This window comes from Halocatena marina (assembly GCF_023276375.1).
Classification (GTDB): domain Archaea; phylum Halobacteriota; class Halobacteria; order Halobacteriales; family Haloarculaceae; genus Halocatena; species Halocatena marina.
In genome coordinates this window covers 120,383-143,866 of sequence record NZ_JALLPK010000003.1, presented here as the reverse complement: position 1 = coordinate 143,866, position 23,484 = coordinate 120,383, and the positions used below count along the sequence as shown (strand labels likewise).

Sequence of the window (23,484 nt, the reverse complement as noted above, 5' to 3'; positions counted from 1 at the left end):
ATTTGGCTGGTCGCTTTCTCTCGATAACTAACTCGGAATTAGGTGTGTGGGTTGGGTCTGTATCACCGCCTTGTTGGCATCACTCCACAACTAACTCGGAATCTGGTGTGTCTGTCTTAAGGCTAGGTGCTATGACGAAACTGCCCGTGACGATTCAATTCTGGCATCAAATATCATCGTGTGTGGGAGATGGGTACACTCTAACTCGGAATCAGGGGGGTGAAAACCAAATTCGAAGTTATCCGACGAGACGTTATACAATCGGAATTCATCGTTTATGGGCCATTTCTAACTCGGAATCTAGTGCAAACATTTTTCTTACCAGTTCTTGATAAGCGTGGTATGCAAGAGGAAAGCGAAGAGTCAATGGGAGGTGGTGACAAACTTTTTCAGGCAGTTAACGACAGTGGTAATACTACGATCTTCGCGAACCGGGAGCTACTAAACATCGACCATATTCCCGACGAGAATCGTATCGTCGGTCGTGACGAACATATTCAGGAGCTCGCGAACGAGGTCGGTCCGGCCGTCACTGGCGCTCCCCCGAACTCTGTGATTCTGTATGGAAAAACCGGATCGGGTAAGTCCCTCGTCGCAAAGCATGTCATGGAACGAGCTCGAAGCGAGGCTCAGCGGCGAAATACCCATCTAGCGACGGTGACCGTAGACTGTGCTCAGGCAAAGGGTGAGGCTGACACGATCCAGACAATCGCAGACGGTATCAACACGCCGGAATCTGGTGTCAAAGTCCCGACTCGCGGTATCTCGACGAATGAATACTACAACCGTCTCTGGGATATTCTAGATCAGGAATATGATGCCGCGCTCATCACACTTGATGAGGTCGACCAGCTCAGCGACGATAACGTGCTCATGCTCCTCTCACGAGCCCGTGAAGCCGGAAAAATCGACGTCTCAATCGGTATTATCTCCATCTCGAACAAGGTGAACTTTCGAGATCAGATGACTGAACGAGTCAAGAGCAGTCTCGGACACAATGAGTTCATCTTCGATCCCTACGATGGTGAGCAGTTACGACAGATTCTCGAAAACCGGAGCGATGCGTTCAAAGAAGGCGTTCTGAATTCGGGCGTGATTCCCAAGACAGCAGCATTAGCTGCGCAACGTCACGGTGACGCCCGGAAAGCGATCCGGCTGTTACGTCACGCGGGCGACTACGCCAAGAACAACGATATCGGTGAAGTGAAAGAGATTCATCTTGAGTTGGCACAGGAACAAGCCGAGGGTGAACGGCTAAAAGAGCTCATTGCTGGGCTCCCACCTCATAGCAAATACGTTCTCTATGCTCTTGCCAATCTTACCGCAAAGACTGAGACGAACAGGGCCTGGTTTCGAACGACTCTCATTTACGATATCTATAAGAAAGTCTGTGATGCTGTCGGGACAGACCACCTGTCGACAGATACAATCCGGAGTTTGCTCGGCGAACTCGCGTTTCTCGAAGTGACAGAGTCTAACCAAGAACACGGGGGGATGGGCAAAGGTACGTACAAAGAACATCGGCTCCTCTGGGAACCCAGTGTCGTGTTCAAAATGGATCCTAATCCAGCCCAAGTCGATATCGACCAGTGAACGAGTGTGCTCACTTCTTAGATTACGTTGATGACTCTCTGTGACGAAGCACCGTTTCGATCTGGGAGATTGGGAGCCACTCGTCAGTGAGTCCGTCTTGATCTGCCCGGTGAGCGAAGGCTTCGCGATGGTGCGCCAATTTTCGTTCGAGCCAGGCCCGTCGCTCTTCGTCGTCTGGTATCGATGATGAATCGATCGTCGAATTCTCAAGTCCTTCTTCAAGGTGATTGATGCGATGCGCGCGTTTCATTAACGGGCGAGCTGCTGCCGAGTCCACGAATAGAAGTGCTTTCTCAGTCGTGCGATCGATTCGTCCAACGAATTCGGTCGGCGTCCCGCCTTCTGTGTAGCCGACTTTCTCCTCGGCCAGCCAGCGAGGGAGGCGGATGAAGACCTCGTCGGGCTCAAGGCGCTCAAGTAGTACCCACACGAGGGCAAGATCCGTCTCAGCTATCCCATGCTGTGCAGTGTCGGCGATAAAGGCGTCATAGCTGGTGTATTCGTAGATGGATAGTGATGCCATCGTCAAGGAGCCGTTGCTCAGTTGTTAGTAGTGCTATGTGAAATCTTCTGGGTTCGTTGCAGAACCCACGTCGCCTTTGTCGATGGTTTCGTCCCTTTCTCTACCCTCAAGGACGGAGAAGGTGACCACCACGTCGACTTCGTCCGTCATTCCACACGGGAGTCATCCCACTCGAACTTGTGGGGTAACTCTCTCAAGGGTTCTCAAACAGGAGTAAGATCTCGACAGTAAGTACATCGCATACTGCCTGAACAGTATACACTGTCCAGACGGTATTGCTAGATCGTTGGGTGAACGTATTGGATGTCTATTCTGGTTATGACGTCCTCACTGTACAAACTGTACATGATTCTTCTACAGTCTAAACCGTACAAACAGTACTATCAGCCCGTTAGGTGTACTTATCAGGCTTCCATGCTGTTTTCGAAGTCTATACTGTACAAACTGTACATGAATCTTCTACAGTCTAAACTGTATAGACGGTACTCTTAGACAATTTGAAGAGCAAGTTAGGCGGTTATACAGTTAATGAAGTGTATACTGTATAGACAGTATATAATGTTTCAACGGTCTAAACTGCATAAACAGTATCGGTAAATCGCGAATAGAGCACCTTAGACTACTATACCGTTTGCAAAGTTTATACTGTATAGACTGTACATGATGTTTCCACAGTCTGGGACGTAGCATTTATATTATCTCCGCACACACATCGTGATATCTGTGATGCAAATACAGTATACACGGTATGTACTGTGCACACAGTATAGAAGTTAGAGAATACATGAACCCGCTAACATCGAAAAACGGCGTCGTTGCAGTCTGTATACTGAAGGGTGGGATGGGAAAATCGACGATCGCGATCAACCTTGCGCATCGTCTCCAAGAGAATCACGGAGAAACAGTTTACATCGACGTGGATAAAAACGGTCACGGGACAGAGTTTCTCGGCTTCGGGGATGCGTACAAAGCAAACGGCCAGCTCGAAGAGGTCATCTTCCGTGACGAACATCCAGAAGATTTAGTGATCGAGACAGAGTGGGATTTCGGTGTTGTAGCCAGCTCATCCGAGATGTCGACAATCAATGACCGGATGAAGAATCAGATGAACGCTGATGTCATTCTCAAAAATAAAGTCATTGATCCACTCCGAGAAGATGGCTACGACTATGTCGTCCTCGATGCCCCCGGTGATCCCTCGAAAGTGGCTGACAACGCGCTGGTTGCCGCACAGAGTTTTATCATTCCGGTCATCCCTGGGCAGGGAAGCATCAGTGGCCTTGAACGAATCATGGAAAACCAGATCATCCCTATCATTGAGGCAACGGATGGAGCTGCTGATATTCTCGCTATCACACCGAATATGTTGAGTGAGTCTATTCGACCGATGAAACCCGACCGACGACTTCTCGAAGATCTAAACAAGAACTGGGCAGATTACCTCCCTCAGTACGCCCGGATTACGGAGGAGCAGTGGGAGCAGATCGACGCCGAGGGACGGGGCGATATCCCACTACCAGGTATCCGTGATCGAGATCCACTCTCAGACTCATTTACGGAGAACATGCCAGTTGCCCCATTTGACCCATCATGCGACCAAATTAAACACTTCGACACCCTTGCAGAGATTGTTGCGGAGCGTGCATAATATGGACAGTAGTGACCTACGAAGCCAGTTAGATCAAACGAAAGGATCCACTTCGACCGAAGAGACCGTTGACCATTCTGACATCTCCGAACCGGAATCTCCTGTCAACGAGATAGCAGAAGCCGCTACGTCGGAACCAATCGATGACGATAGAACCGAGGAAGAACGCGATACTCCCGACGAAAAGGGTGATGCCGATCAGGAGACAGGCGGACCAGCTTTCCCGACACAAGAAAGCGATAAGATGTCCATCTATCCTCACGAAGAGAATTCGCACTTCCTCAAAGTTGTGTGTAATAGCGTCGAAAGTGACCTTCTTGCGCTCGGACATGATGATTTTGAGGTTCGAGAGGCGCACGATGCAATGGTGCGGCTAGCGAATGAACACCCACGTGAACTGACCCAACTCGTCCTCGAATCACGTGGTCTTGATCCCGACGACGTCGACGACCTTTCCTAGCTCAGTCGTTCTCTTTCACTGTAAAACTGTACACACTGTGTATAAAGTGCATACTGTTTGAACATCACATACTGTTTGAACGGTTTGTACAGTCGGTTAATACCAGAACTCAAAGACGGTACACCAATGCTGGCAACTATCAACCGTATCCATACAGTATAGACAGTGTAAACCGTACGCACTGCACAATCGGTATAGATAGCACTTCAGTTTGTATAAAATATCTAATACTAAAGATCGAAGGACGCGAGTCGTGAGTCACCTTCTCCGCCCTAAAGGGCGGAGCTTGTCGGTTGACTCCCGTTCTGGCCGACCCTACTGGGTGGCAGGCGAGTAGCCGCCATTCACGTTCAGCGTCCCCGACTTCAGGGCGAGGTGACGTGTCGCCCCTCCGTGCGGAGACTTTTGCCCCGCACGGAGGAGCCGAAATCCGATGTTCTTCGCCGCGTTGTAGTCCGCGTTGCCCTCGTACCCGCACTTCACACAACAGAACTTCGCTTGTGACGGACGATTCTCGTCCAGCGTCGTCCCGCACTTGGAACACCGCTTGGACGTGTACGCCGGGTCTACCTGCGTGGCTTCGATACCCTCCGCTTCGGCCTTGTACGCCGTATAGTCGTACAGGCGTCGGAACGCCCACGCATGGAACTTCTTTGCGCCGGGCAGACGGTCGCGTATGTCCGTCAACACCTCGAACGCTATTCGGTCGCACCCGTGCGCGACGGCTTCTTGGACGATGGCTTTCGAGATTCGGTGTAGGTAGTCCTCTACCCACCGTGTCTCTCGGTCGCCCATCCGTTCAATGGTCCGATGGGCCGACTCTGTTCCCGTCCGTTGAAGGTCGCCACGCACCCGTTCGTATTCCCGACGACGGTGGTTGAGGTAGTCGCCACTCCAGAACATCCCGGTTGACGTGACGGCTATCTGTTCGATACCGAGGTCCACGCCGAGGACTGTGCTGTTCTCGGCGTCGCCTTGGTCCGGTATCTCTGACTCCACGTCGGCCTTCGTTCCGATGTGGAGATAAAAGGTGTCCGTCGCGTCGCGGTACTGAAGCGTCGCACCCGTAACCTCGTACTCGTCGTCGCGGAGGTACTTCGTGTGCGGATTGTCTCCCTTCGGCGGAAGGACGTATTCGGCTTCGATACGTCCGTTCACCGTGGAGAGGGATACGTGGTCGTCGTGGAACGTCGCACTCCGTTTGTCGTACCGCACCGAGGGCGTCGTGAAGTGTGGTTGCGACGCCTTCTTGCCGTTCTGCCAGCGGGCGACGACGCCCTTGATGGCTTTGGCGGCCCGGTTGCGTGCGGATTGTACGAGATTCGCCTGTAGGCACGTCTGTTCGCGCACGTCGGAGTACGTCCGGTCGTGGAGTTTCGTTTTCGAGGTGGGCTTGTAGTCGTCCCGCCATGCGTCGCGGACGACGTAGTTGCACGCCCACAGGTACTCCTCGACGGTTTCGTGGAGGAGAGTCGCGTCGCTGTCGTCCATGTCGAGTTTGACGACGATCGTGCGACGCACCTCCACCATATTTCATGTGTAGCGCACTACATTCATATAGGTGGCGTTTGGAAGGGGGAGTCGGTCGGCCACCGAACGGCGGTTGTTTCTCACCATATCGCGTTCCTCCCCACCGTGAACGGCGAAGTTTCCCGCTTGTATCCTGATGAAAGCTTCATCCTTGATTTCCCGGAAATCGACGAGCCAGCGGTGTTCGAAGTAATGTGGCTGGGCGATCATCTCTTGCTCTAGCTCGATCAGTGGCCTGAATGCTGGACTCTAGATGCAGCTCGTTGCTCCGACCACGCTGTGGAGAAGATTGTGGTGCCGACGCGGACTTTGAGCGGGCATAGATCACAGTCGGGCTCACGGAATCGACTGGGGTTGTAAGCATCTCTAAGCCCGAGATTGAGGAAGACTAAAAATCATCAAACGTCAGCTGCGTTTTGTCTGTCTCCCTGATAACCTCGTCAATGGTTTGCTGATCCTCGTGTGCGCTCGGCCGTGCGTGATGCCGGATGTGAGCACTGTTGCTCTCGAACAGGTGAAGATTCTCAGGGCGATTGTCCCACTGGATCTGGTTCTTGTGATGGACGACGCCGCTCGCTACTGCCTCAAAGCCCCATTCAGCGACAGCAACGAGGCGATGTACATAGATAGTCTGGTGTCCGTCGTTCCAGCACTCGTATCCATCGGGGCGAGTGCCGAACCACGCTGGAGACGGATCGCGGTCAACCCCGTTCCGACACTCGATCCCAAACCAGCGCATGTAGTTTCGGACCGTCGTTTCGGAACACTCGAGGATATCGGTTATCTCAGCAACAGAGAGCTCCTGTGTCTCATAGAGATCACGCAGCAGGAACTCGTCTGTGTACGGCTTCGTTAACCCCCCATCCAGCGTCTTCTGTCGATTCTCCATCCGTTCTATTTAACATACGACATACGACGGAGGAATAAATCTTTGGACGATATACGCTTGCTGCCGTATGAAACACTCCTCAATCGATGTGTGATGTGATACTCGAAGCCTTATGTAATGAGAGTCGATCCATGTGCATCGATGAATTACATAAGGCGATGCAAGAACGGGCCGATCGCGTCGAAGCCGAGGTCGATCACTTAATCCCACATATGTTAGCGATTTCTATACAGGAAATGGTAAGATATACTAGTATAGGAACAATATTGTCAGTGTGATGAAACATCAATATGTCGTTCCTGTACCCGAGATCGTTAGCCAGCATCGAGGGAGTGAGTCATGACTGTATCTCGTCGATCAATGCTCCACGCTGTAGGCGGACTCCTGCTGACGACCGCTACTGCGGGGTGTACTGGAGGTCTAATCGGAGATAATGCCTCAAAGCAAACGGCGACTTCGAAGCCAACAACCCAAACGGCGACTTCGAAGCCAACAACCCAGACGGCGACTTTGAAGCCAACAACTCAATCACCAGGCGTAATCCGTGACCTCTCGTTCAATCGTCTGACTGCCACAGTGACACTTGACTCATCAAGTACCGTAACGCATGTAAATCTGATCGATTCGAGCGGGCGACTGATTCGTCGTCGGCAGGTTTCTGGAGGTCAGACAACAGTCGATCTCCCGCTATTAGGACGGGGAGAATACCGTTCTGATTATCTGCCACTTTCGGAGGGAACTTACTCAATTGTGGCTGCATACGATTCGACTGTTGTCGATCAGCAACCACTCGATGCCACTATCTCGTATGCAGTTACCGATATTCGCCCGCTCTCAACAGAAATCTTAAATAAGAACGGGAATGGCGAAGATAACTACAGGACGACAGCTTCTACTGATCTCGCGGTAACAATAAAGAACACCGGTAACGTCCCACTCAAGCTTACACAAATGGATCTGACTGAGGGAGTACCCGAACCGATTTCGCAGTCTGGAACCCATTTGAATCGTGTGGACGAGGATATCGATGTCGAGTGGGCTCACTATGTCGGGGTCGACTCGAATGCGACGTTCGAGACGAGAGACTCACCACTTTCCTATCCCGGAACAGAGACATGGGGAACGCCACCAGACGTAGCGGAGCATTGGAAAACGCCATCAAACCAGTGTCAAGGAAAAACAAAACCAGCAACGCTTGTACTCGATATACAGCATCTTGGACAGCAGAGACACACTGTACCAATTACATATACCGGTGAACCCATCAAACCGTCTCTGACGGATACCGACTGGGCTTGTAAGACAGTCACCGTTGGTAATACAACAAAGAAGTGATACGAACGTGATTGAGAACTAGAATAAGTGTATCAATACGGACGAGGTCGTTGCTAATGATAATCGCTTTTATTTCACCTTCATATTATATCTTCACCACTTAATGATCGGTGAGTTACTCTGTGTTAAGATAGAAATCCGACATGAGGGTCCCGCGTTGACGAGACGCGGTACGTCTCGTCCGCACACCAGATCGCTTCGCGTCTGGTAACCGGACGGAATGCGACACGGTACTGACCAACCGTTACTCGGTGGCCGGGCTGGATTCCAACTTCCGTTGCGCATGAAGGAGCATTCCTTTCCACATTAATCTGTGGCGCTTCTTCGTGTCTTTCAGGACTAAACCTTCCGTGCCGGATTCCCACCGTGTGGGAAGCCTCGCCGTTTACTGCAGGGGATGTCACCATTAGTCGTTGACTTCCTCAATAGCTGACGGATCACGAACCCGCTGATCACTCGCAGCGAGAGCGGCCGTCGCCATGTCAGCCTGTTCCCCCGCCTCAATATGCGAATAGCGCTCGCGGACCATCTGTTCGGAGTTATCGAGATAGCGGGCCGCAGTTGCGTACCCGAACTCGCGGACGAGGACTTCTCCCATGCCTCGACGGCCGCCGTGTGGCGCGAGGTACCCATGTCGGTCGTCGAGAACAATCTCTGCCTCCTCGCACAGCCGCTTCATCCGGGAACGGGCTGCGTGGGGTGTGATCGATGGTGGTGGGCCAAGACCATACTCACGACACACGAGGAGATCACGCTCGTGCTCGTCTCGAATCTCCTCGATCTCCTGCTCGCTGTAGCCCTCTACGGCGAGCTCCTCACGGACAAGTCGACCGAGCGTTGGATAGTGAAACGTCGAGAAGACGGGCCAGTCTTCGTCCGGTGGATCGAGGATGCGTTTGTAGATCCGAAGTGGGTGGATAACGGGAGCAGGAATAGACGCCTCGTCCCACTGCTGTTTTTTCCGGAAGACGGTCAGTGACTGCGCATCGAGGTCGACATCTCTCCAGCTGAGGCCGTCACGACGTTCATCGTCAGGGACACGGAAAATCTCGGCCCCACGCACGGCCGTATACGCGAGCACGTAGACGAGTGCCCGATCACGACACGCTTGAATGGATTGATAGACGCTTCCGTCGTTCTCCTCGGTCTCGTTGCTCCGCGCATCGATCGCGGCATCGGCCTGTTCATCGACGTAGCGGGTGATCCGGTCGCGATGCTCAGGATCCCAAGCTTGCTGATCACCAGACCGCCGCTCATCATTCGCAGGAAGTGGCGCGTGAGCAACGCTCGTGCTCGCATAGTGGCGTTCAAGATAGCCTTCGTCGACAGCCCACCCACAAAACGATGAGACGTAGGCGTAGTAGGTGATCGTCGTAGCTTTCGCGTTTCCAAGCCCGACGAGAAAGCGCGCATACCGGCGGAAGGTCCGTTCGTCGAAATCGGCGAACGTTGGGGTCCGACCGAGATCTTCCTCGCGAAGCCACTCAACGAACCGATCGAGCTCGCGGGCAGCATCCGAGCGGTAGGTGCCGCTCTCGCCCGTTACACCTTTACCTTTGTCTTGGAGGAATGCATCGATAGCAGTCTCAATCGGCGGTGCTAGTGGCTGGTCGCTCATGGCTCGTCTCCACGGGCTGTACCCGTGTCGTTGATTGCCTGAACCGTCGTCAACAGCTCGTTTTCGTGCTTAAGGAGACTCATTGTGAAGGGACGTACTCGGTCGATCCACATCGACCTCATATCCATCGATGACCATTTATAATATCGGTTTGAGATCCCAGCGATACTCCTGCAATATACTCGATCGTCTCCGCCAACGGGGTCATTGGAGTGCCGTCCGCCCATTTTCAGTCGGTGACTGTAAGCTGTAGTGAACCGCCTCGGGTCAAGTCAAAGTATATCTTCATCTTCCTATATCCAGCAAATCACAGCGTGATTTTCGAGATTCCGAGACACTCGCCTTGAGTATCTGTAGACACGGTGGACCGTAAAAGATGCTCACACTCCATTCGGAACACTGCTCTCACGAGTGTAGTTGGACACCATCGAATAACTCAGTGTATTCTTAAAATCCTCCTTAGTATAATATCTATAGCATTGAACAAATCGGGAAGAGACCTTCGTTATTACATCCATTACGTTTATTACTTGCTGTTACATACTAGGGTGTATGCCCATCGACATCAAGCGGTTCGAAGAAGGGGAGATGAACGAACTGCGTGCAACTGGGCGCACAAACGCAGAGGACATTCTCGCGTTTCTCGCATCGAATCCCGATCAGGCATATCTGCCAAAGGAAATCCACGAGAAGACAGGTGTTGCGCGCGGGAGCGTGGGTGTCGTTCTCTCCCGGCTCGAAGAGCGCGATCTGGTGCGCCACCGCGGCGAATACTGGGCAATTGGGGACGCTGGGGATGTTGACACGACGCTCAGCGCGCTGGCGACCGCCCGTGCGGCCACCGACCGATTTGGCCCGGAAGACCCGGAAGAGTGGGGACCAGGCATCGAATCAGAGGACCAATAAATGGGCTATGACCGAGGTGACGTCTGGTGGGGCCCGGCGCCGCACAAGTCGAGCCCGTCCTACCGACCATGGGTGATCATCAGTGACACGACGCACCCCTTTTCGCACACTGAATGTATTGTGCTCGCACTGACGACCCAGCAGCATGCAGCCGGAATCAAGGTTCCCACCACCGCCTGGGTTCAGGGCGGCTCCGAGAAACCCTCGTACATTTCGCCTTGGTACATCACCACGATCAAATATCGAGACTTCGACCGACAGCAGGGGACGCTGGCACAGCACATTATCGCGGCAACTGTTGAGGACCTGCACGGCTACACCCCGCTCCCAGACAGTTGATAATCTTCGCCGCTGATACGGGTGTGATCAAAGGAGAGCGTTCGAGCAACCGCCATTCTTAGTACCGGTAGTTATATCGGAGGAAGTGTGCTGACAGCGATCGCGTTCTTGATCGTCTTCAGGTGGCCACGAACACGCTGGTCACTCTCTCACTCGATCTGATGATGGAAAGACAAGTATTCTAATGTACGGATGCCCTGAAATTTGGGTTGACGAGCTAGATTTCGGGGTGGAACGTGCATTAGAGATCGTACATAGCCGATTTCAGCTCTAGATTGGTGAGTGGCGGAGTCCAACTGAGGTCTTCCTCACGAAGTCACTCAACGAACTGGTTGAGCTCGGGGCGGTGTCTGAGCCGGGTGAAGCGTTAGTCTCTGTGGATTCTACGATTCATGCTTCACGTACAGCGGTCGGTCTGGTGAATCTACTGTTGCTTATCACACTAAGCGTAGGTAGTTGGGGTTTTTGCCGATTCGCCCGTTTTCGACTGAGAGAGGATCTGAAGAAGGTGAATCACCCCTCATAAAGCGCATGTCGCTATATGGAATCTGGCACGCTGCAAGTTGAGAATCTCTGAGAATATCGCCGATTCTATGCATGGATCATTGTAAAAATCGTCGCTATTGTTCGGTATTCAGCAGTAAACTGCGTTCATTTCTTTAGTATTACTGTTATGTATTGATGGAGCGAGAGTCCCGCCGCTCCTCGACCCCGGCGAATGCGGGACCGAGCGATCGGGTTAGCCGATACCGGTGTGTTTCTTCACCGATGTCAGTACGTCGTGCATCGTCACCCACGGCTCATCGGTGAACGAATCAGTGAAAGACACTTGCACGAGATGATCGATCAGCCGCCACAGCGAGTACAGTAGGCACGCGAACGCGAAATAGAAAAAGCGGAGGACGAAATCTTTGGAGGTCGTTTTCGCCATGAACCGTTTGATCTGTTTGTAGCCAGCTTCGATCTCCTGGCGATCACTGTACAACCCGATATGGGCCTCGACCGACCCGAGAATCGGTTCTGAGGACATGAAGACGACGTACCGTTCGTGGCCTTCCTCGATCTCCCCGTCAAAGTTCCGTTTTGGCACGTAGAGCAGCGTGGTCTCGTGCCATTCGTTATTGCCGAGATGAAGCCCACGCTCGTTTACTGCTGTCTTGACGTCATTCTGTTCCATCCGACGCGCAACAGCTTTCTCGCTGGTTCGTTTGCGCTTCGGCACGAAATAGTCGTGCCCACGCTCGGCGATTGTTTCGAGGACGTGTTGGCTGTCGAATTCTCGATCCATGAGGACACGATCGATGCGGATGAGATCCTCTGCCGATTCGAGGAGGTCAGTAACGATTTCGACGAGCGTGTCGCCCTTTCGGATGGGGCGGGCGTCGAGCATCACCCGTGGCCCCCACCCAACGACCTGGATCGTCGCCCACTGGTAGGCATACTCGTCATCATCCTCCTTCGTGCCAATGATCTCGTCCTCGTGACCGTCTCTATTGCCCGTGAATGGGTCGGCTGCGGTTGTATCGATTGCTACCGCTGCTTCCCCGAAGTACTCCGACCGGCTGGTCGCTTCTGCCAGCAGACGTTGCATAGCCTTGTGGTACATATCCCTGATCGCATTGGTCGAGAGCTGCTGGCGGATGTGATACCGGTGGACGTGTCCAAGTGGCGTGCGCTCCCGTGTTGATTCGGTGATGAAGCTGCGTGCGCCCTCGTTAGCACAGAGATCCTCTCCCAGACCAAGGTACGTCTGTAATTCCCAGAACGCGTCTTCGGGAATTGACGCTTGCTTGTCGCGGTCGAATGTGAACGCCGGGAAGATGCGTCGTTGTGCTTGCTTCGTTAACTCGTCTGCCCGCTGAATGATCTCCCACTGGGTCGGTTCGTCATTGTTGGGCTGCTCCCACGATCTCGGCGTATTGGCCTCAGCCGTGTTGTCGGTCTTTTGCGGCGGTACAGAAACACGGTTCTGGCCAGCGAGCACCCGGATGTTCCGAACACACGCCGTGATCGCGTCCAGCAGCTCGTCACTGAATCGTTCGTGGCGTGCCCGCCAGAGCGTTGCCTGATCTGGAACCTCCGTGAAGCCGAGTGCGTCGACGAGAGCGGGCTGCTCCGCCAGATACCGCACGAATGCAGTTTCGTGCGCCCACCCGTGGAGATCCATGAGCATGAGCGCACGCACCATCGGGACGGTGGGTTTCGATTGGGCGTGCCACGCTGGATGGGCGTCATGCGGGCTGAAATCGAGATGGTACAGTGGACACCAGCAAATGAACGCTTCTACGTCCTCGTGGGCATCGTGGCGAAACCAGACGCTGGCGAGCCGATGGACATCGTGTTCGAATGCATCGAGATCGGCAGCTGTGAACTCTATATCGGGTATTCGATAGTACGGCCACTGATAGTTCGGGTGCTCAGCGATCGTCCGGAAGACAGCGCGTTTCGATGTCGTCGTCGCATCCATTGACAATCCGATATGTAATTCAGCATTATATTAGAATACGCATCGACGCCGATGGAGGTGAATCAGGCGTGGTGCTGCGGGAGATGAGAGCCAACCTGCTAGTTGCCGTCTCCAACAGCGAAACAACGCAGTATATCAAGATTTCAAGAATCGCCACTCACATTCTTGTTTGAGATACGGACCTAGTCGGTTCCTGAATCGCTAGCGGCCAGAGACGTGGAACTAGCGGAGGTTCGAATATACACGTATGCAGCGCCAGCATTGTCCCCATTCTCGTTAGTATCTCCCGGCGCACCGACGACGATAGTGTCTCCATCGATTGTCACAGACTCGCCAAAACCATTAGCTCCATCACTGGCAGTGAGTTTTTGGGTCTGGACGAACTGGCTACCCTGACAGGTGAACACGTACACTGCGTCCGTAGCACCAACTACGATAGTTTCCGTGGCCCTGTCGATCGCCACCGACGTTCCGAAGTTATCGTCTTCTGCGCCATCATCGACGATCAGTTTCTGGAGTTCTCTGGGGTTACTTCCCGAGGTATATCTGGAGACAGTACAGCAATACGTCCGCTTCGTCGACGAATCCGCACCACTCTGGCAGGACAATGGATTCAGCCATCAACACCATCGCTGGCCACTGCCACTGCTTGATTGATGAAGCGACAGATCAGGGATGTGACGTAGATCATCCGTCGTCCCCCGCTTGAAGGGTCTTAGTTCTCCAATCCCCTATGTTGTGTAGTGATTCTTCAATATCGCGTGTAGCTATGCATGGGGACTTGCAGAGAGACCATCGGGGTCGTCATCTAACTGGTCAATCGCCTCGTTGAGGATTTTGATGCCGTCCTCATCATTGAACTGCTTTCTGATCTCTAGGCTTTCTTGGAAAGACTCACGCGCTGTGTCGCGATCGCCTTGTTTGCGGGCGACATATCCTAGATTGGTGAGAATCACAGCTCTGTTGATGTCCTCAACGAGTTCACGCTCTATATCAAGGCTTTGGCGGTAGTACTTACGCGCAAGCTTGTACTCTGCCTGGTGCTCGGCAACGACACCGAGATTGTTGAGTGCCGACGCTTCATCATTTCTATCATCTATTTCGGGTTTGTTATCTCTATCATCTGTTTCGTACAGATCTAAGCACTTATCGAAGCGCAGTCGAGCAGTTTCGTATTCGTTCTGTTTGATAGCAACACAACCGCGACGGAAGGCTTCATCAGCGAGATCGGCAGCTGGATCTGGATTGAATGTTTCTGTCGGCTGATCTGATCGAGGTGAGAGTCTAAGGAGCTTCTCAATATCGGCACTGATCATGCTGTAAGCCGCATTCGCATCGGTTCTGTGTTCAAGGGCAATGGGATCTGCTTCTCGGAAACGGTCTGCCCATGTCATCTGTTTGTCTATATCATGGCTGTCCACATCGAAGTACTTCACCATCCCAACAGCCGGATTCATCCCATCGATATCCGAACCATCTCTTGAACCCTCGTATAGTTTTTCAAGAAGCAATTTCAACAGCGGCTCAAGTTTATCCTCCGATTCGAGACATTTGGGGAGCATTTTCTTCTCCATTTCCCTGCATGCCTTGTCTTCCTGTTCCAAGTACTGGTCAGTGTACACGTAATCATCGAAATGCTCCGTTAGTTGCCACTGGAACTGTTCCCAGTATTGCCGTCGAAGCCCGATTACAGTCAAGTCAGCGAGTAATCTAGGATTGCGATCAAGTTTTGGAAGAAGTCGTGGCCACTGAAGACCAATGGCGACAAACTTTCCAAGTTGTTCCAGCGTCACATCGTCGTGAAGGTGAAGAAATTCTGTTTCATCATGAGGTTCTGTTTCACCGAGAGGTTCTGCTTCCTTCGGCGGTGGTAGCTTCCTTGTCTCTTGATACTTAAGCTCCAGTACCTCATTGTAGTGCGCCAAGGAGATACTAAGTCGGTACTGATTGATAAATTTCTTGACCTGTCGTGGATTATGATCGAGTGTTGGTGCTATCCAGTCGGTTACAGTCACGAGACGCTTCGCATCTTTGGGTTCAAGAATAGGCTTTAAATCGTTATAGAGCTCCTTCACTTTTCGAGGCGAATCCGGTCGGCGATTTGCTGTTTTCTCAGGCGATTCCTGATAATCCGTCGGGGCTGCTTCAGGATCTTCAGGGTCTATAATTGCCGAAGTAAAGTCTCTGATTTCACGAGATGTTGGCCTTGGAAGAATGAATGGGAGTTGAATGAATTTATCGATATACGAATACCCGAATTCGATAGTCTGATCTGAAGAGGGGTCGGTATCCGTTTCAGCATCAAGATGTGGTAACAACTCTACGTGCTTCGCTGTGATCCCTGCCGCTACCTTTTCACGATCCATTCCAATCAGATACACCAATCGTGGATCATTCGAAAGCATGAGGTTGATCGATTCGATGAGCTTTGCCGCTCGTAGTTGGTCACACCGATCGAGATCGTCGATAAAGATAAAGATACGACGCTTCTCACCGACATAGGCATCAAGCGTTCGAGTAAGGTCATCGTGGAGTCGTTTTATAAATGCGGTATGATCTTCATAGTATGGGGTCACAAGAGCTGATCGAAGCTCTGATTCGACTGGAGCAACAGCGTGCTTCCGATATCCTTGCCACACGAAAGCTACCAAGGCAACCACTCCAGCGAGTCCTCCTCCTATAACCAGTTCGTTTAACCAGCTCCGTAGGATGAAGCCTTGAGACCCAGAAGGAAACTCACCCGGTATGATCCAAATAAGCAACAAGACGACTAGTAAGAAGGCAACAAGGATCGCTATCGCTCGCAGTAATCGGATTGAGCGAAATCTAGACTTAATTAGTTGCCACTTTGCGACTTGTCGGTCCCTGAATGAGAGATCTTTTGAAAGCTGTTTGAATAGCGTCACGAGGAAGGCAGCCCACAGCAGCTCCGTCTCTTCGTAGCGCCAAGGATTAAAGTAAACTGTGAAGTGACCCTCTTTTTGAAGCCTTGATTTAAGTTGCAACATAAATGAAGATTTTCCGATACCCCACTCTCCCTCGATGGAAATAGTCAATGGTGGGATGGTCTCTTTGCGGGTAATGTACTCAAATAGTGCTTTGTTCTCGGGCTCAAAATCAAGCGAATCGTTGGTCGTCGGACGGTCATTCATCACTGCTGATATCACTTGATGACTCCCCTCGTCATCAGAGCTATATCTATCATCATCAATCGTCATATATTGACTTCGATATTGCCGCAAATAAATATTACTGAAGTGATATGATTAGACTGGTGAGGGACAGATATCGGTGTCTCAATATGTTTGCAAATACAGGCGATATCATCCAATATTTCGAACTGTCCCAGAGCTACCGTCTGTATGATGTACAATGTCTGTTGTCGATTCACCCATACTGAGACAATGATTCCTTCAATATACAATATCATATATAGTATATAATTGGGGTTATAGAAATTCTTCCACTGCGGAAACAGAGATCAACAGCCTTGCTAACGAAAGGCAATATACTGTCAAACCCACATACTGACAAAATTATGTGAGGTCTGGTATTTCATTTGTAGTCACCACTGAGAAGAAGCGGACAGGTAAGACCGAATGTGAGCGGTTTAATTCCCACTCTAGCCCCATTCTAGCAACCGCATCCAGTACGTCATTGTGAATACCCACCCCGGATAGCACTATTTGATATCTTTCTACTACTGAAGACATCAATTTCTTTAGAGCATTCCACAGCGAATCAATGGTGGTCGACGATGATTCGATTCCCGCTCCGGGATCGTGGGAGGGTGGAGTGCTACGACACGGCCCGATTTATTGCTTCGACGTGGCAGCATGTCGAGGGGTCGCCGTTGGATGCCGTCCCTAACGCTGGAGTCACTGCTTGCCACGTATCCACGACCGCAATGAGGGTTGTGACGAACAAACGTCTGGTACCATCCAACGCTAGTCTGCGATAGAGGGCTTGAGTTCTCGTGGATATCACTTGAGATAAACCTCACTGATTCGAGCAGGTATTATCTTATTACCAACCTTATACAGCGTATAACAATAATATATTCCTTCTTTCTTTGCTTGAAATAATATTTCAGAGACCGAGTGATACAAAATGAGCCACGATAAGAGAAAACAGCAAGTACTTGTGAGTGGGCTTGCCCTACTCATCGTCGCATCGGTAGTAACGAGCGCAAGTCTGCTCGCTATCAAACCCGCAAGCGCACAGACACCGATCAATTCCTGTACCACGATTACGTCGTCGGGTGAGTACATCCTCACACAGAACATCACGAATAGTTCGGCGACCACCTGTATCGACATTCAAGCCAGTGATGTGGTTTTCGATGGAAATGGCCACACAATCGATGGTATAGATAATAACTCCTCATTTGGTGTTTTTGCAAGAGGAGTCTCCTCAGATGTTACCGTGACTAATCTCACATCTACTGACTGGAGAGATGGTATCATCTATCTTTCTTCCGATAATGGTACGGTTGAAAATACTATAACTAAAAGTAATTTTCAAGGGATATATGGTGCAGGAGATATGAATAATAATTCAATAAATAATAATAAAGTGGTAAACAATACAGCAGATGGTATAATCTTATTTGGTGGGCCATCATCACCGACCACAAACAATACATTGTCAAATAATTATGTTAGTGGAAATCGATTAAGTGGGATTTACTTTGACCGAGTGACTCCAGATAACACAATAGTTAACAATACTGTAGTAAACAATGGTCTTACAGGAATTGAACTTAGTAATAGGGATAATAAGGTGGTAAATAGTACAGTAAATAATAACGAAGGCGAGGGGATTAGTTCATCAGAAAACTCTACACTTATTAATAATATCGCCAATGATAACGATGAGACTGGAATCGGAGTATCGAGAAACAGCGTATCTATCAACAATACCGCCAACAATAATACTAATAATGGGATTGGCGCAGGAGAAAACAGTGTGATTATTAATAGTACTGCTAACAGGAATAACGTTAATGGAATTGCATTTCGTCAAACAGTCAATAATGTCACCCTTAAAGATAATATAGTCAACAATAACCTAGAAAGTGGGATTCGAATTGGCATTATATTCTCTAATTTTCAAGGAACGAGTAAGAATAACACTATAACAAACAATATTGCTCATTCAAATGAAGAAAACGGAATTATTCTCGCAAACACCACCAACAATCTTCTATCGAATAATAACCTCTCCAAAAACACGAATACTGGTCTATACATCGAAAATGCAACTGATAGCAATATAAGCAGTAATAGTGTCACTGCCAATGGAGAGGCTGGAATCCTTCTCAATAATAGTTCTACGGATAACCATGTCTACAATAATCTACTGAACAATACGCAAAACGTCGCCTTTGGAAGTAAATTCGATAGCCAATCCAACACATGGAATGTCTCGAACCAATCCGGCCCCAACATCATCGGCGGTCCCAACCTCGGTGGAAACTACTACGCCACACCCACTGGCGATGGATTCAGCCAGACCTGCACCGACGCCAATAACGATGGGTTCTGTGACCAACCCAACGACTTCGGCATCGATAACAACAACACGGACTTCCTCCCACTCACGCAGGTCAATGGTCAGCAACAACCCGACATCGACGTCTCACCAACCAGTCTCGACTTCGGCAAAGTCACTATTGGCGACTCCAAGACGAAGAACGTCACCGTCACCAACACTGGCACAGGCACGCTTGAGGTGAGTGCGACTGATATCGTTGGCACAGACGCAAGCGCATTCACCATTGTCGGTGGTGAGGCACCGTTCAGCCTTGAACCGGGTGAGAGTCAGAACATCACTGTCGAGTTCGCACCGACATCCAAATGCACGAAGCACGCAACACTTCAGATCGAAAGCAACGACCCCGACGAACCGACGACGACAGTCGAACTGTGTGGTAAAGGCGTTGAGCTGTGTGATGACTCTAGTGGGCTTCCGGGTACCGGCGGTGATGAATGAATCCAACTACTACTCATGAATCGACTTATTTCCATGACAATGGCCGCCTTCATGCTTGTAAGCGTGGGTGTAGCAGTCGGTGCAGCGACTGGCGTCGTAACAGCGAGCCTCACCTGGGACGAATTGGCTCTGAATTCCTGAATTGGGAATAACGTACTCAATTTCCGTATTCCGGTGAAGTTGAGAATCACTGTCTCATTTCGCATCTCAATGCATGACTCTCTCAATAATTTTCCGAATTTGGTGGTGATTTACTGAGGAATATCGATCGTTATTCCGTCATTGTAATAATTAGGAAATCAGATGACAGTCCTGTCGCTCCTTGAGCAAGCAAACATGGGGTGGCTGCGGTAGTCACCCAACTCCAGTGCGCTTCTTCAGCGATGTGAGCACGTCGTGCATCGTCACCCACGGTTCATCGGTAAACGAATCAGTGAAGCACACCTGCACCAAGTGGTCGATCAGCCGCCACAGCGAGTAGAGCAGACACGCGAACGCAAAATAGAAAAATCGCAGTACAAAGTCTGTGGAGGTCGTTTTCGCCATGAAGCGTTTGATCTGTTTGTAGCCAGCTTCGATCTCCTGGCGATCACTGTATCGTCCAATATGAGCCTCGACCGAGCCGAGAATCGGTTCTGAGGACATGAACACGACGTGCCGGTCATGGCCTTCCTCGATCTCCCCGTCAAAATTCCGTTTCGGCACGTAGAGTAGTTGAGTCTCGTGCCACTCGTTGTTCCCGAGATGAAGCCCTCGTTCATTCACTGCTGTCTCAACATCGTGCTGTTCCATGCGACTGGCGACGGCCTTCTCACTGGTCCGTTTGCGCTTCGGCACGAGATAGTCGTGCCTACGCTCGACGATTGCTTCGAGAACGTGTTGGCTGTCGAACTCCCGATCCATGAGGACGCGATCGATGCGGATGAGTTCCTCGGCTGATTCGAGCAGGTCCGTAACGATCTCGACGAGCGTGTCGCCTTTGCGAACAGGACGGACGTCGAGCATCACCCGTGGCCCCCAGCCGACGACCTGGATGGTTGCCCACTGGTAGGCGTACTCGTCGTCATCCTCTTTCGTGCCGATGATTTCGTCCTCGTGCCCATCTCGATCACCCGTGAAGGAATCGGCTGCGGTCGTATCGATCGCCACCGCTGCTTCCCCGAAGTACTCTGACCGGCTGGTCGCTTCTGCGAGCAGGCGTTGCATCGCCTCGTGGTACATGTCTCGAATCGTCTCGATGGATAACTGTTGGCGGATGTGGTGACGATGAATATGACCAAGTGGTGTCTTCTCTCGCGTTGACTCGGTGATGAAACTTCGTGCCCCTTCGTTGGCACAGAGCTCTTCTCCCAGCCCGAGATACGTCTGTAATTCCCAGAATGCGTCTTCAGGGATCGACGGCGATCGTTCCATCCGATTGAGCTGGCCAACTCGCATCGCACAGCACGTTAGGAGTCAAGTAGTGCTCGAACTGAGTTTGCTGCGAGAAGCGTGCTACTCACGATCACCGCCGCCATCGCGAGGAGGGGATTCAGGAGATTCACAGCTGCTAACGGAATCGTGATGCCATTATAAAGGAGTGCCAGCACATTATTCTGTCTGATTCGCTGACGGGCTGCACGAGCGAGATCGAACGCCGTTTCGACGGCTGTGAGATCATCATCCACAATCGCAATATCGGCTGCATCGGACGCGAGCGCTGTCCCACTGCCCAGTGAAATGCCGAGATCAGCTTGGGCAAGTGCCGGTGCATCGTTTGTTCCATCGCCAACCATCGTGACGGACCGGTTTGACTGTAATCGACGAACCGTTGCCGTCTTCCCGGCGGGAGGCACGCCCGCAAACACGTAATCGACGTGTGGATGCCGACCGAAGAACCTAGCGGCGTCTTCATCGTCACCCGTCAGGACGACGATTTCGATGCCTTGCTCGCTGAGGCGAGTAATGGTTTCGTCCCACCGCTCCCGTGGCTCGTCACCGACAACGATGAACCCTTCTGCATTCCCGTCACGCCCAACGAGGACTGGAAGTCGACCGAAGCCACGCGCACTCTCTGCCCGGGTCAGAAGCTCGTCACTAACCGACCAGCCACGTATCTCGAAGAGATCGGGATGACCGACGAGTGTCTCTGTGCCATTGACGACTCCCTCAACGCCCGTCGAATGGCTACTGAACTCCCGTACTCCGTCGACTTCTCCTTCCACATCGTCTGGGTCCTCAGAGCCACTACCATCGGGCAGGGTTGTTTCAGCGATCTCATTTTCCTGAGCAAATGCGGCCACGATCGCGTCCGCAGCGGGGTGTGAGGCCCGCCGCTCGAGCATCGCCGCTGCCTCCAACAGCTCCGCAGGAGCATCCGCTTCGATCACACTCATCTGGCCGGTCGTCAGCGTCCCGGTTTTATCGAAGATGATGACATCGACATCCCGTAACCGTTCGAAGATGGTTTCATCGAATACGACGATTCCCCGCCGCATCGCTTCTTCGATACTAGTAGCGACCGAGAGTGGTGTCGCAAGACCGAATGCCCACGGTGATGCCACCAAGAGCACCGTCAGCGCGACTAGAAGGGATGTAACTGGATTTCCATCGAGTGCCAGTCGTGTCCCACCGATGATAACAGCTACTGCCACGATGATCGGGATACTGCGTGCAGCGAACTGATTCGCCTGTCGTTGTGCCCCGTGGTCGGCGCTCTGGAGATTCCAGACAGTCGTAATGAGCTGTTCGATACTGCTGGTAGCGCGGTCAGCAACCGAGACCACTGCTGCGTCTGCAGTGACGATCGATCCACCGACAATATCGTCACCGCCTTGCTTTTCGATGGGAAGCGACTCACCAGTGATGACCGCCTCCTCAACCGTACACTCTCCAGTGGTCAGTATCCCGTCGACCGGAATTCGCTCCCCTTCTCGGACGAGAATTCGATCGCTAGCCTGAAGATCATCGACAGCAACAATTTTTGTCGTCCCGTCCGGTTCGTATCGTCTGGCCTCGTCGATTTGTGAGAGAGTGAGGTTCGTCAGAAGATCCATCGCCCGCTGTTTGACCAGTGATTCATAGAAGATGGCAGCCACCACAATCGCGGCAATCACGATAGTGAGATCGAAATACACGTCAGTTCGGCCGAGGAGGACGGCAACCGTGCTGTACAGATAGGCACCCATCACGGTAAGTGTGGTGAGAAGTTCTGCGTTTGGCGCTCGCATCTTCAGACTGACGTACGCACCACGAAGCAGCGGTAACCCAGTGAAAAAGAGGATGACGCCCGTCAGTACGAGATAGAGTGGTAAAATCAGGACTCCAGTTCCGCCATCTAACTGTGCACCTCCCGCAAATGACTGGAGGGCTCCCTCTCCGAGCAGTGACGAGAGGTGAGCTGGATACAGTAATACAATGTACGGAAGTAGCAAAAAGGAGCCAAAGATGACACCGGCGGCGTAGCGATATCCCAATGCACTCTCAAGCCGACGTTCACCCTGTTCGGCTGCGACGTTCGAGTCAATCGGTGCGTCCTCGCGAGGAATTGCTGTATAACCGGCTATGTTCAGTGCATCACAGAGCGTGGCTTGTGAAATCGAGCCCGGATCGTAGTCGATCCGTATCGTTTCCGTGACGTAACTCGCCTCAGCATCGGTGACGCCGTCACATCCCTCAGCAACCGCTTCCAAAAATGATTCACATGTGATACTGTGCATACCGTCAATACGGAGGAACGTACGAGTGACGTCTTCACGTGAATCTGTATCGTTGCTGCGTCGGTAGCTACCATTCTCGGGCCTGTCTTCTTCACTTCGCGCTTCGTCGGGTTCGCTCACCGTTTTACCACCTCCGATTGTATCATAGACAGTTTGACACCCGATTGAACAAAACGAGGATTTGTCTGTCTCTCCGATAGGCGATTCCGGTAGCTCCCGACCACAGAGAGTGCATATCTCGGCTTGAGCACGATCGATAACCACGGACTGATCATCGGCGATTAGCAGCGTGTTACAATTAGCTTTGAGATACGATCGCTCCATCTCCCCAGTCTTCATCAACGAAACTGTCTAGAAGGCACACTTGAATTCTTGAGTTGATAGCAAGTAAACAGGAGGTTTCGATAGATGTATCTATATATTCAAATCGTTATAGAAAAATGAAAATAAGGATGAGTAGGGTAAAGATCATATAACAAGTCGA

17 protein-coding genes are annotated in these 23,484 nt (G+C 51.5%); 7 read left to right on the top strand and 10 right to left on the bottom strand.

Annotation, left to right across the window (positions count from 1 at the left end; all coding sequences use genetic code 11):
* The first annotated feature begins 342 nt into the window (after positions 1–342).
* Complete coding sequence (locus MW898_RS21480; RefSeq protein WP_248910347.1) at positions 343–1,593, top strand: orc1/cdc6 family replication initiation protein; 1,251 nt, start codon at positions 343–345, stop codon at positions 1,591–1,593.
* A 22-nt stretch (positions 1,594–1,615) separates the two neighbouring features.
* On the opposite strand, the gene MW898_RS21475 is transcribed toward MW898_RS21480, so the two are convergent.
* Positions 1,616–2,116, bottom strand: a complete 501-nt coding sequence (locus MW898_RS21475; RefSeq protein WP_248910346.1) for a hypothetical protein — start codon at positions 2,114–2,116, stop codon at positions 1,616–1,618.
* A gap of 784 nt (positions 2,117–2,900) precedes the next feature.
* Between MW898_RS21475 and MW898_RS21470 the strand changes: the two genes are divergently transcribed.
* Both MW898_RS21470 and MW898_RS21465 read left to right on the top strand, forming a co-directional pair.
* Positions 2,901–3,764: a ParA family protein gene (locus MW898_RS21470; protein ID WP_248910345.1), complete on the top strand. Its 864-nt coding sequence runs from the start codon at positions 2,901–2,903 to the stop codon at positions 3,762–3,764.
* A 1-nt stretch (position 3,765) separates the two neighbouring features.
* Positions 3,766–4,224 carry a DUF7970 domain-containing protein gene (locus MW898_RS21465; protein ID WP_248910344.1) on the top strand — a complete coding sequence of 153 codons (459 nt, stop codon included), beginning with the start codon at positions 3,766–3,768 and terminating at the stop codon, positions 4,222–4,224.
* A gap of 315 nt (positions 4,225–4,539) precedes the next feature.
* Here MW898_RS21465 and MW898_RS21460 read toward each other — a convergent pair whose 3' ends face one another.
* The 3 genes from MW898_RS21460 to MW898_RS21450 all read right to left on the bottom strand — a co-directional run bounded on the left by MW898_RS21460 (position 4,540) and on the right by MW898_RS21450 (position 6,643).
* Entirely contained in the window at positions 4,540–5,754 is a 1,215-nt protein-coding gene (locus MW898_RS21460; protein ID WP_248910343.1) for an RNA-guided endonuclease InsQ/TnpB family protein, read from the bottom strand.
* Positions 5,755–5,757: 3 nt separating this feature from the next.
* A complete protein-coding gene (locus tag MW898_RS21455) occupies positions 5,758–5,964 on the bottom strand; it encodes a hypothetical protein (protein WP_248910342.1) in 207 nt (68 codons plus the stop codon).
* A gap of 178 nt (positions 5,965–6,142) precedes the next feature.
* Positions 6,143–6,643: an HNH endonuclease gene (locus MW898_RS21450; protein WP_248910341.1), complete on the bottom strand. Its 501-nt coding sequence runs from the start codon at positions 6,641–6,643 to the stop codon at positions 6,143–6,145.
* A 339-nt stretch (positions 6,644–6,982) separates the two neighbouring features.
* Here MW898_RS21450 and MW898_RS21445 point away from each other — a divergent pair, with 339 nt between their 5' ends.
* Positions 6,983–7,978: a hypothetical protein gene (locus MW898_RS21445; protein WP_248910340.1), complete on the top strand. Its 996-nt coding sequence runs from the start codon at positions 6,983–6,985 to the stop codon at positions 7,976–7,978.
* A 406-nt stretch (positions 7,979–8,384) separates the two neighbouring features.
* Here MW898_RS21445 and MW898_RS21440 read toward each other — a convergent pair whose 3' ends face one another.
* Complete coding sequence (locus tag MW898_RS21440) at positions 8,385–9,596, bottom strand: tyrosine-type recombinase/integrase (protein WP_248910339.1); 1,212 nt, start codon at positions 9,594–9,596, stop codon at positions 8,385–8,387.
* A 552-nt stretch (positions 9,597–10,148) separates the two neighbouring features.
* On the opposite strand from MW898_RS21440, the gene MW898_RS21435 reads away from it, so the two are divergent.
* Positions 10,149–10,502 (top strand): MarR family transcriptional regulator, encoded by a 354-nt coding sequence (locus MW898_RS21435; RefSeq protein ID WP_248910338.1) that lies wholly within the window; start codon positions 10,149–10,151, stop codon positions 10,500–10,502.
* A complete protein-coding gene (locus tag MW898_RS21430; protein ID WP_277999967.1) occupies positions 10,503–10,841 on the top strand; it encodes a type II toxin-antitoxin system PemK/MazF family toxin in 339 nt (112 codons plus the stop codon).
* Between the two features lie 739 nt (positions 10,842–11,580).
* Here MW898_RS21430 and MW898_RS21425 read toward each other — a convergent pair.
* From MW898_RS21425 to MW898_RS21415, 3 genes are all read right to left on the bottom strand, one after another.
* The gene (locus MW898_RS21425) at positions 11,581–13,308 is read right to left on the bottom strand and encodes a transposase (protein WP_248910336.1); all 1,728 of its coding nucleotides are present in this window, start codon (positions 13,306–13,308) and stop codon (positions 11,581–11,583) included.
* A gap of 182 nt (positions 13,309–13,490) precedes the next feature.
* Entirely contained in the window at positions 13,491–13,916 is a 426-nt protein-coding gene (locus MW898_RS21420; protein ID WP_248910335.1) for an FG-GAP repeat protein, read from the bottom strand.
* 159 nt (positions 13,917–14,075) lie between these two features.
* The gene (locus tag MW898_RS21415) at positions 14,076–16,526 is read right to left on the bottom strand and encodes a P-loop NTPase fold protein (RefSeq protein ID WP_248910334.1); all 2,451 of its coding nucleotides are present in this window, start codon (positions 16,524–16,526) and stop codon (positions 14,076–14,078) included.
* 892 nt (positions 16,527–17,418) lie between these two features.
* Here MW898_RS21415 and MW898_RS21410 point away from each other — a divergent pair.
* Positions 17,419–19,302, top strand: a complete 1,884-nt coding sequence (locus tag MW898_RS21410) for a NosD domain-containing protein (protein WP_248910333.1) — start codon at positions 17,419–17,421, stop codon at positions 19,300–19,302.
* A gap of 354 nt (positions 19,303–19,656) precedes the next feature.
* On the opposite strand, the gene MW898_RS21405 is transcribed toward MW898_RS21410, so the two are convergent.
* Positions 19,657–20,739 carry a transposase gene (locus tag MW898_RS21405; protein ID WP_309242245.1) on the bottom strand — a complete coding sequence of 361 codons (1,083 nt, stop codon included), beginning with the start codon at positions 20,737–20,739 and terminating at the stop codon, positions 19,657–19,659.
* Between the two features lie 11 nt (positions 20,740–20,750).
* Positions 20,751–23,120 carry a heavy metal translocating P-type ATPase gene (locus tag MW898_RS21400; protein ID WP_248910332.1) on the bottom strand — a complete coding sequence of 790 codons (2,370 nt, stop codon included), beginning with the start codon at positions 23,118–23,120 and terminating at the stop codon, positions 20,751–20,753.
* Between the last annotated feature and the right edge of the window lie 364 nt (positions 23,121–23,484).

Bases quoted from the DNA above. Each gene is read 5' to 3' on its own strand.
- MW898_RS21480 (WP_248910347.1), top strand. From the start codon at position 343: ATGCAAGAGGAAAGCGAAGAGTCAATGGGAGGTGGTGACAAACTTTTT.
- MW898_RS21475 (WP_248910346.1), bottom strand. From the start codon at position 2,116: ATGGCATCACTATCCATCTACGAATACACCAGCTATGACGCCTTTATC.
- MW898_RS21470 (WP_248910345.1), top strand. From the start codon at position 2,901: ATGAACCCGCTAACATCGAAAAACGGCGTCGTTGCAGTCTGTATACTG.
- MW898_RS21465 (WP_248910344.1), top strand. From the start codon at position 3,766: ATGGACAGTAGTGACCTACGAAGCCAGTTAGATCAAACGAAAGGATCC.
- MW898_RS21460 (WP_248910343.1), bottom strand. From the start codon at position 5,754: ATGGTGGAGGTGCGTCGCACGATCGTCGTCAAACTCGACATGGACGAC.
- MW898_RS21455 (WP_248910342.1), bottom strand. From the start codon at position 5,964: ATGATCGCCCAGCCACATTACTTCGAACACCGCTGGCTCGTCGATTTC.
- MW898_RS21450 (WP_248910341.1), bottom strand. From the start codon at position 6,643: ATGGAGAATCGACAGAAGACGCTGGATGGGGGGTTAACGAAGCCGTAC.
- MW898_RS21445 (WP_248910340.1), top strand. From the start codon at position 6,983: ATGACTGTATCTCGTCGATCAATGCTCCACGCTGTAGGCGGACTCCTG.
- MW898_RS21440 (WP_248910339.1), bottom strand. From the start codon at position 9,596: ATGAGCGACCAGCCACTAGCACCGCCGATTGAGACTGCTATCGATGCA.
- MW898_RS21435 (WP_248910338.1), top strand. From the start codon at position 10,149: ATGCCCATCGACATCAAGCGGTTCGAAGAAGGGGAGATGAACGAACTG.
- MW898_RS21430 (WP_277999967.1), top strand. From the start codon at position 10,503: ATGGGCTATGACCGAGGTGACGTCTGGTGGGGCCCGGCGCCGCACAAG.
- MW898_RS21425 (WP_248910336.1), bottom strand. From the start codon at position 13,308: ATGGATGCGACGACGACATCGAAACGCGCTGTCTTCCGGACGATCGCT.
- MW898_RS21415 (WP_248910334.1), bottom strand. From the start codon at position 16,526: ATGACGATTGATGATGATAGATATAGCTCTGATGACGAGGGGAGTCAT.
- MW898_RS21410 (WP_248910333.1), top strand. From the start codon at position 17,419: ATGAGCCACGATAAGAGAAAACAGCAAGTACTTGTGAGTGGGCTTGCC.
- MW898_RS21405 (WP_309242245.1), bottom strand. From the start codon at position 20,739: ATGCGAGTTGGCCAGCTCAATCGGATGGAACGATCGCCGTCGATCCCT.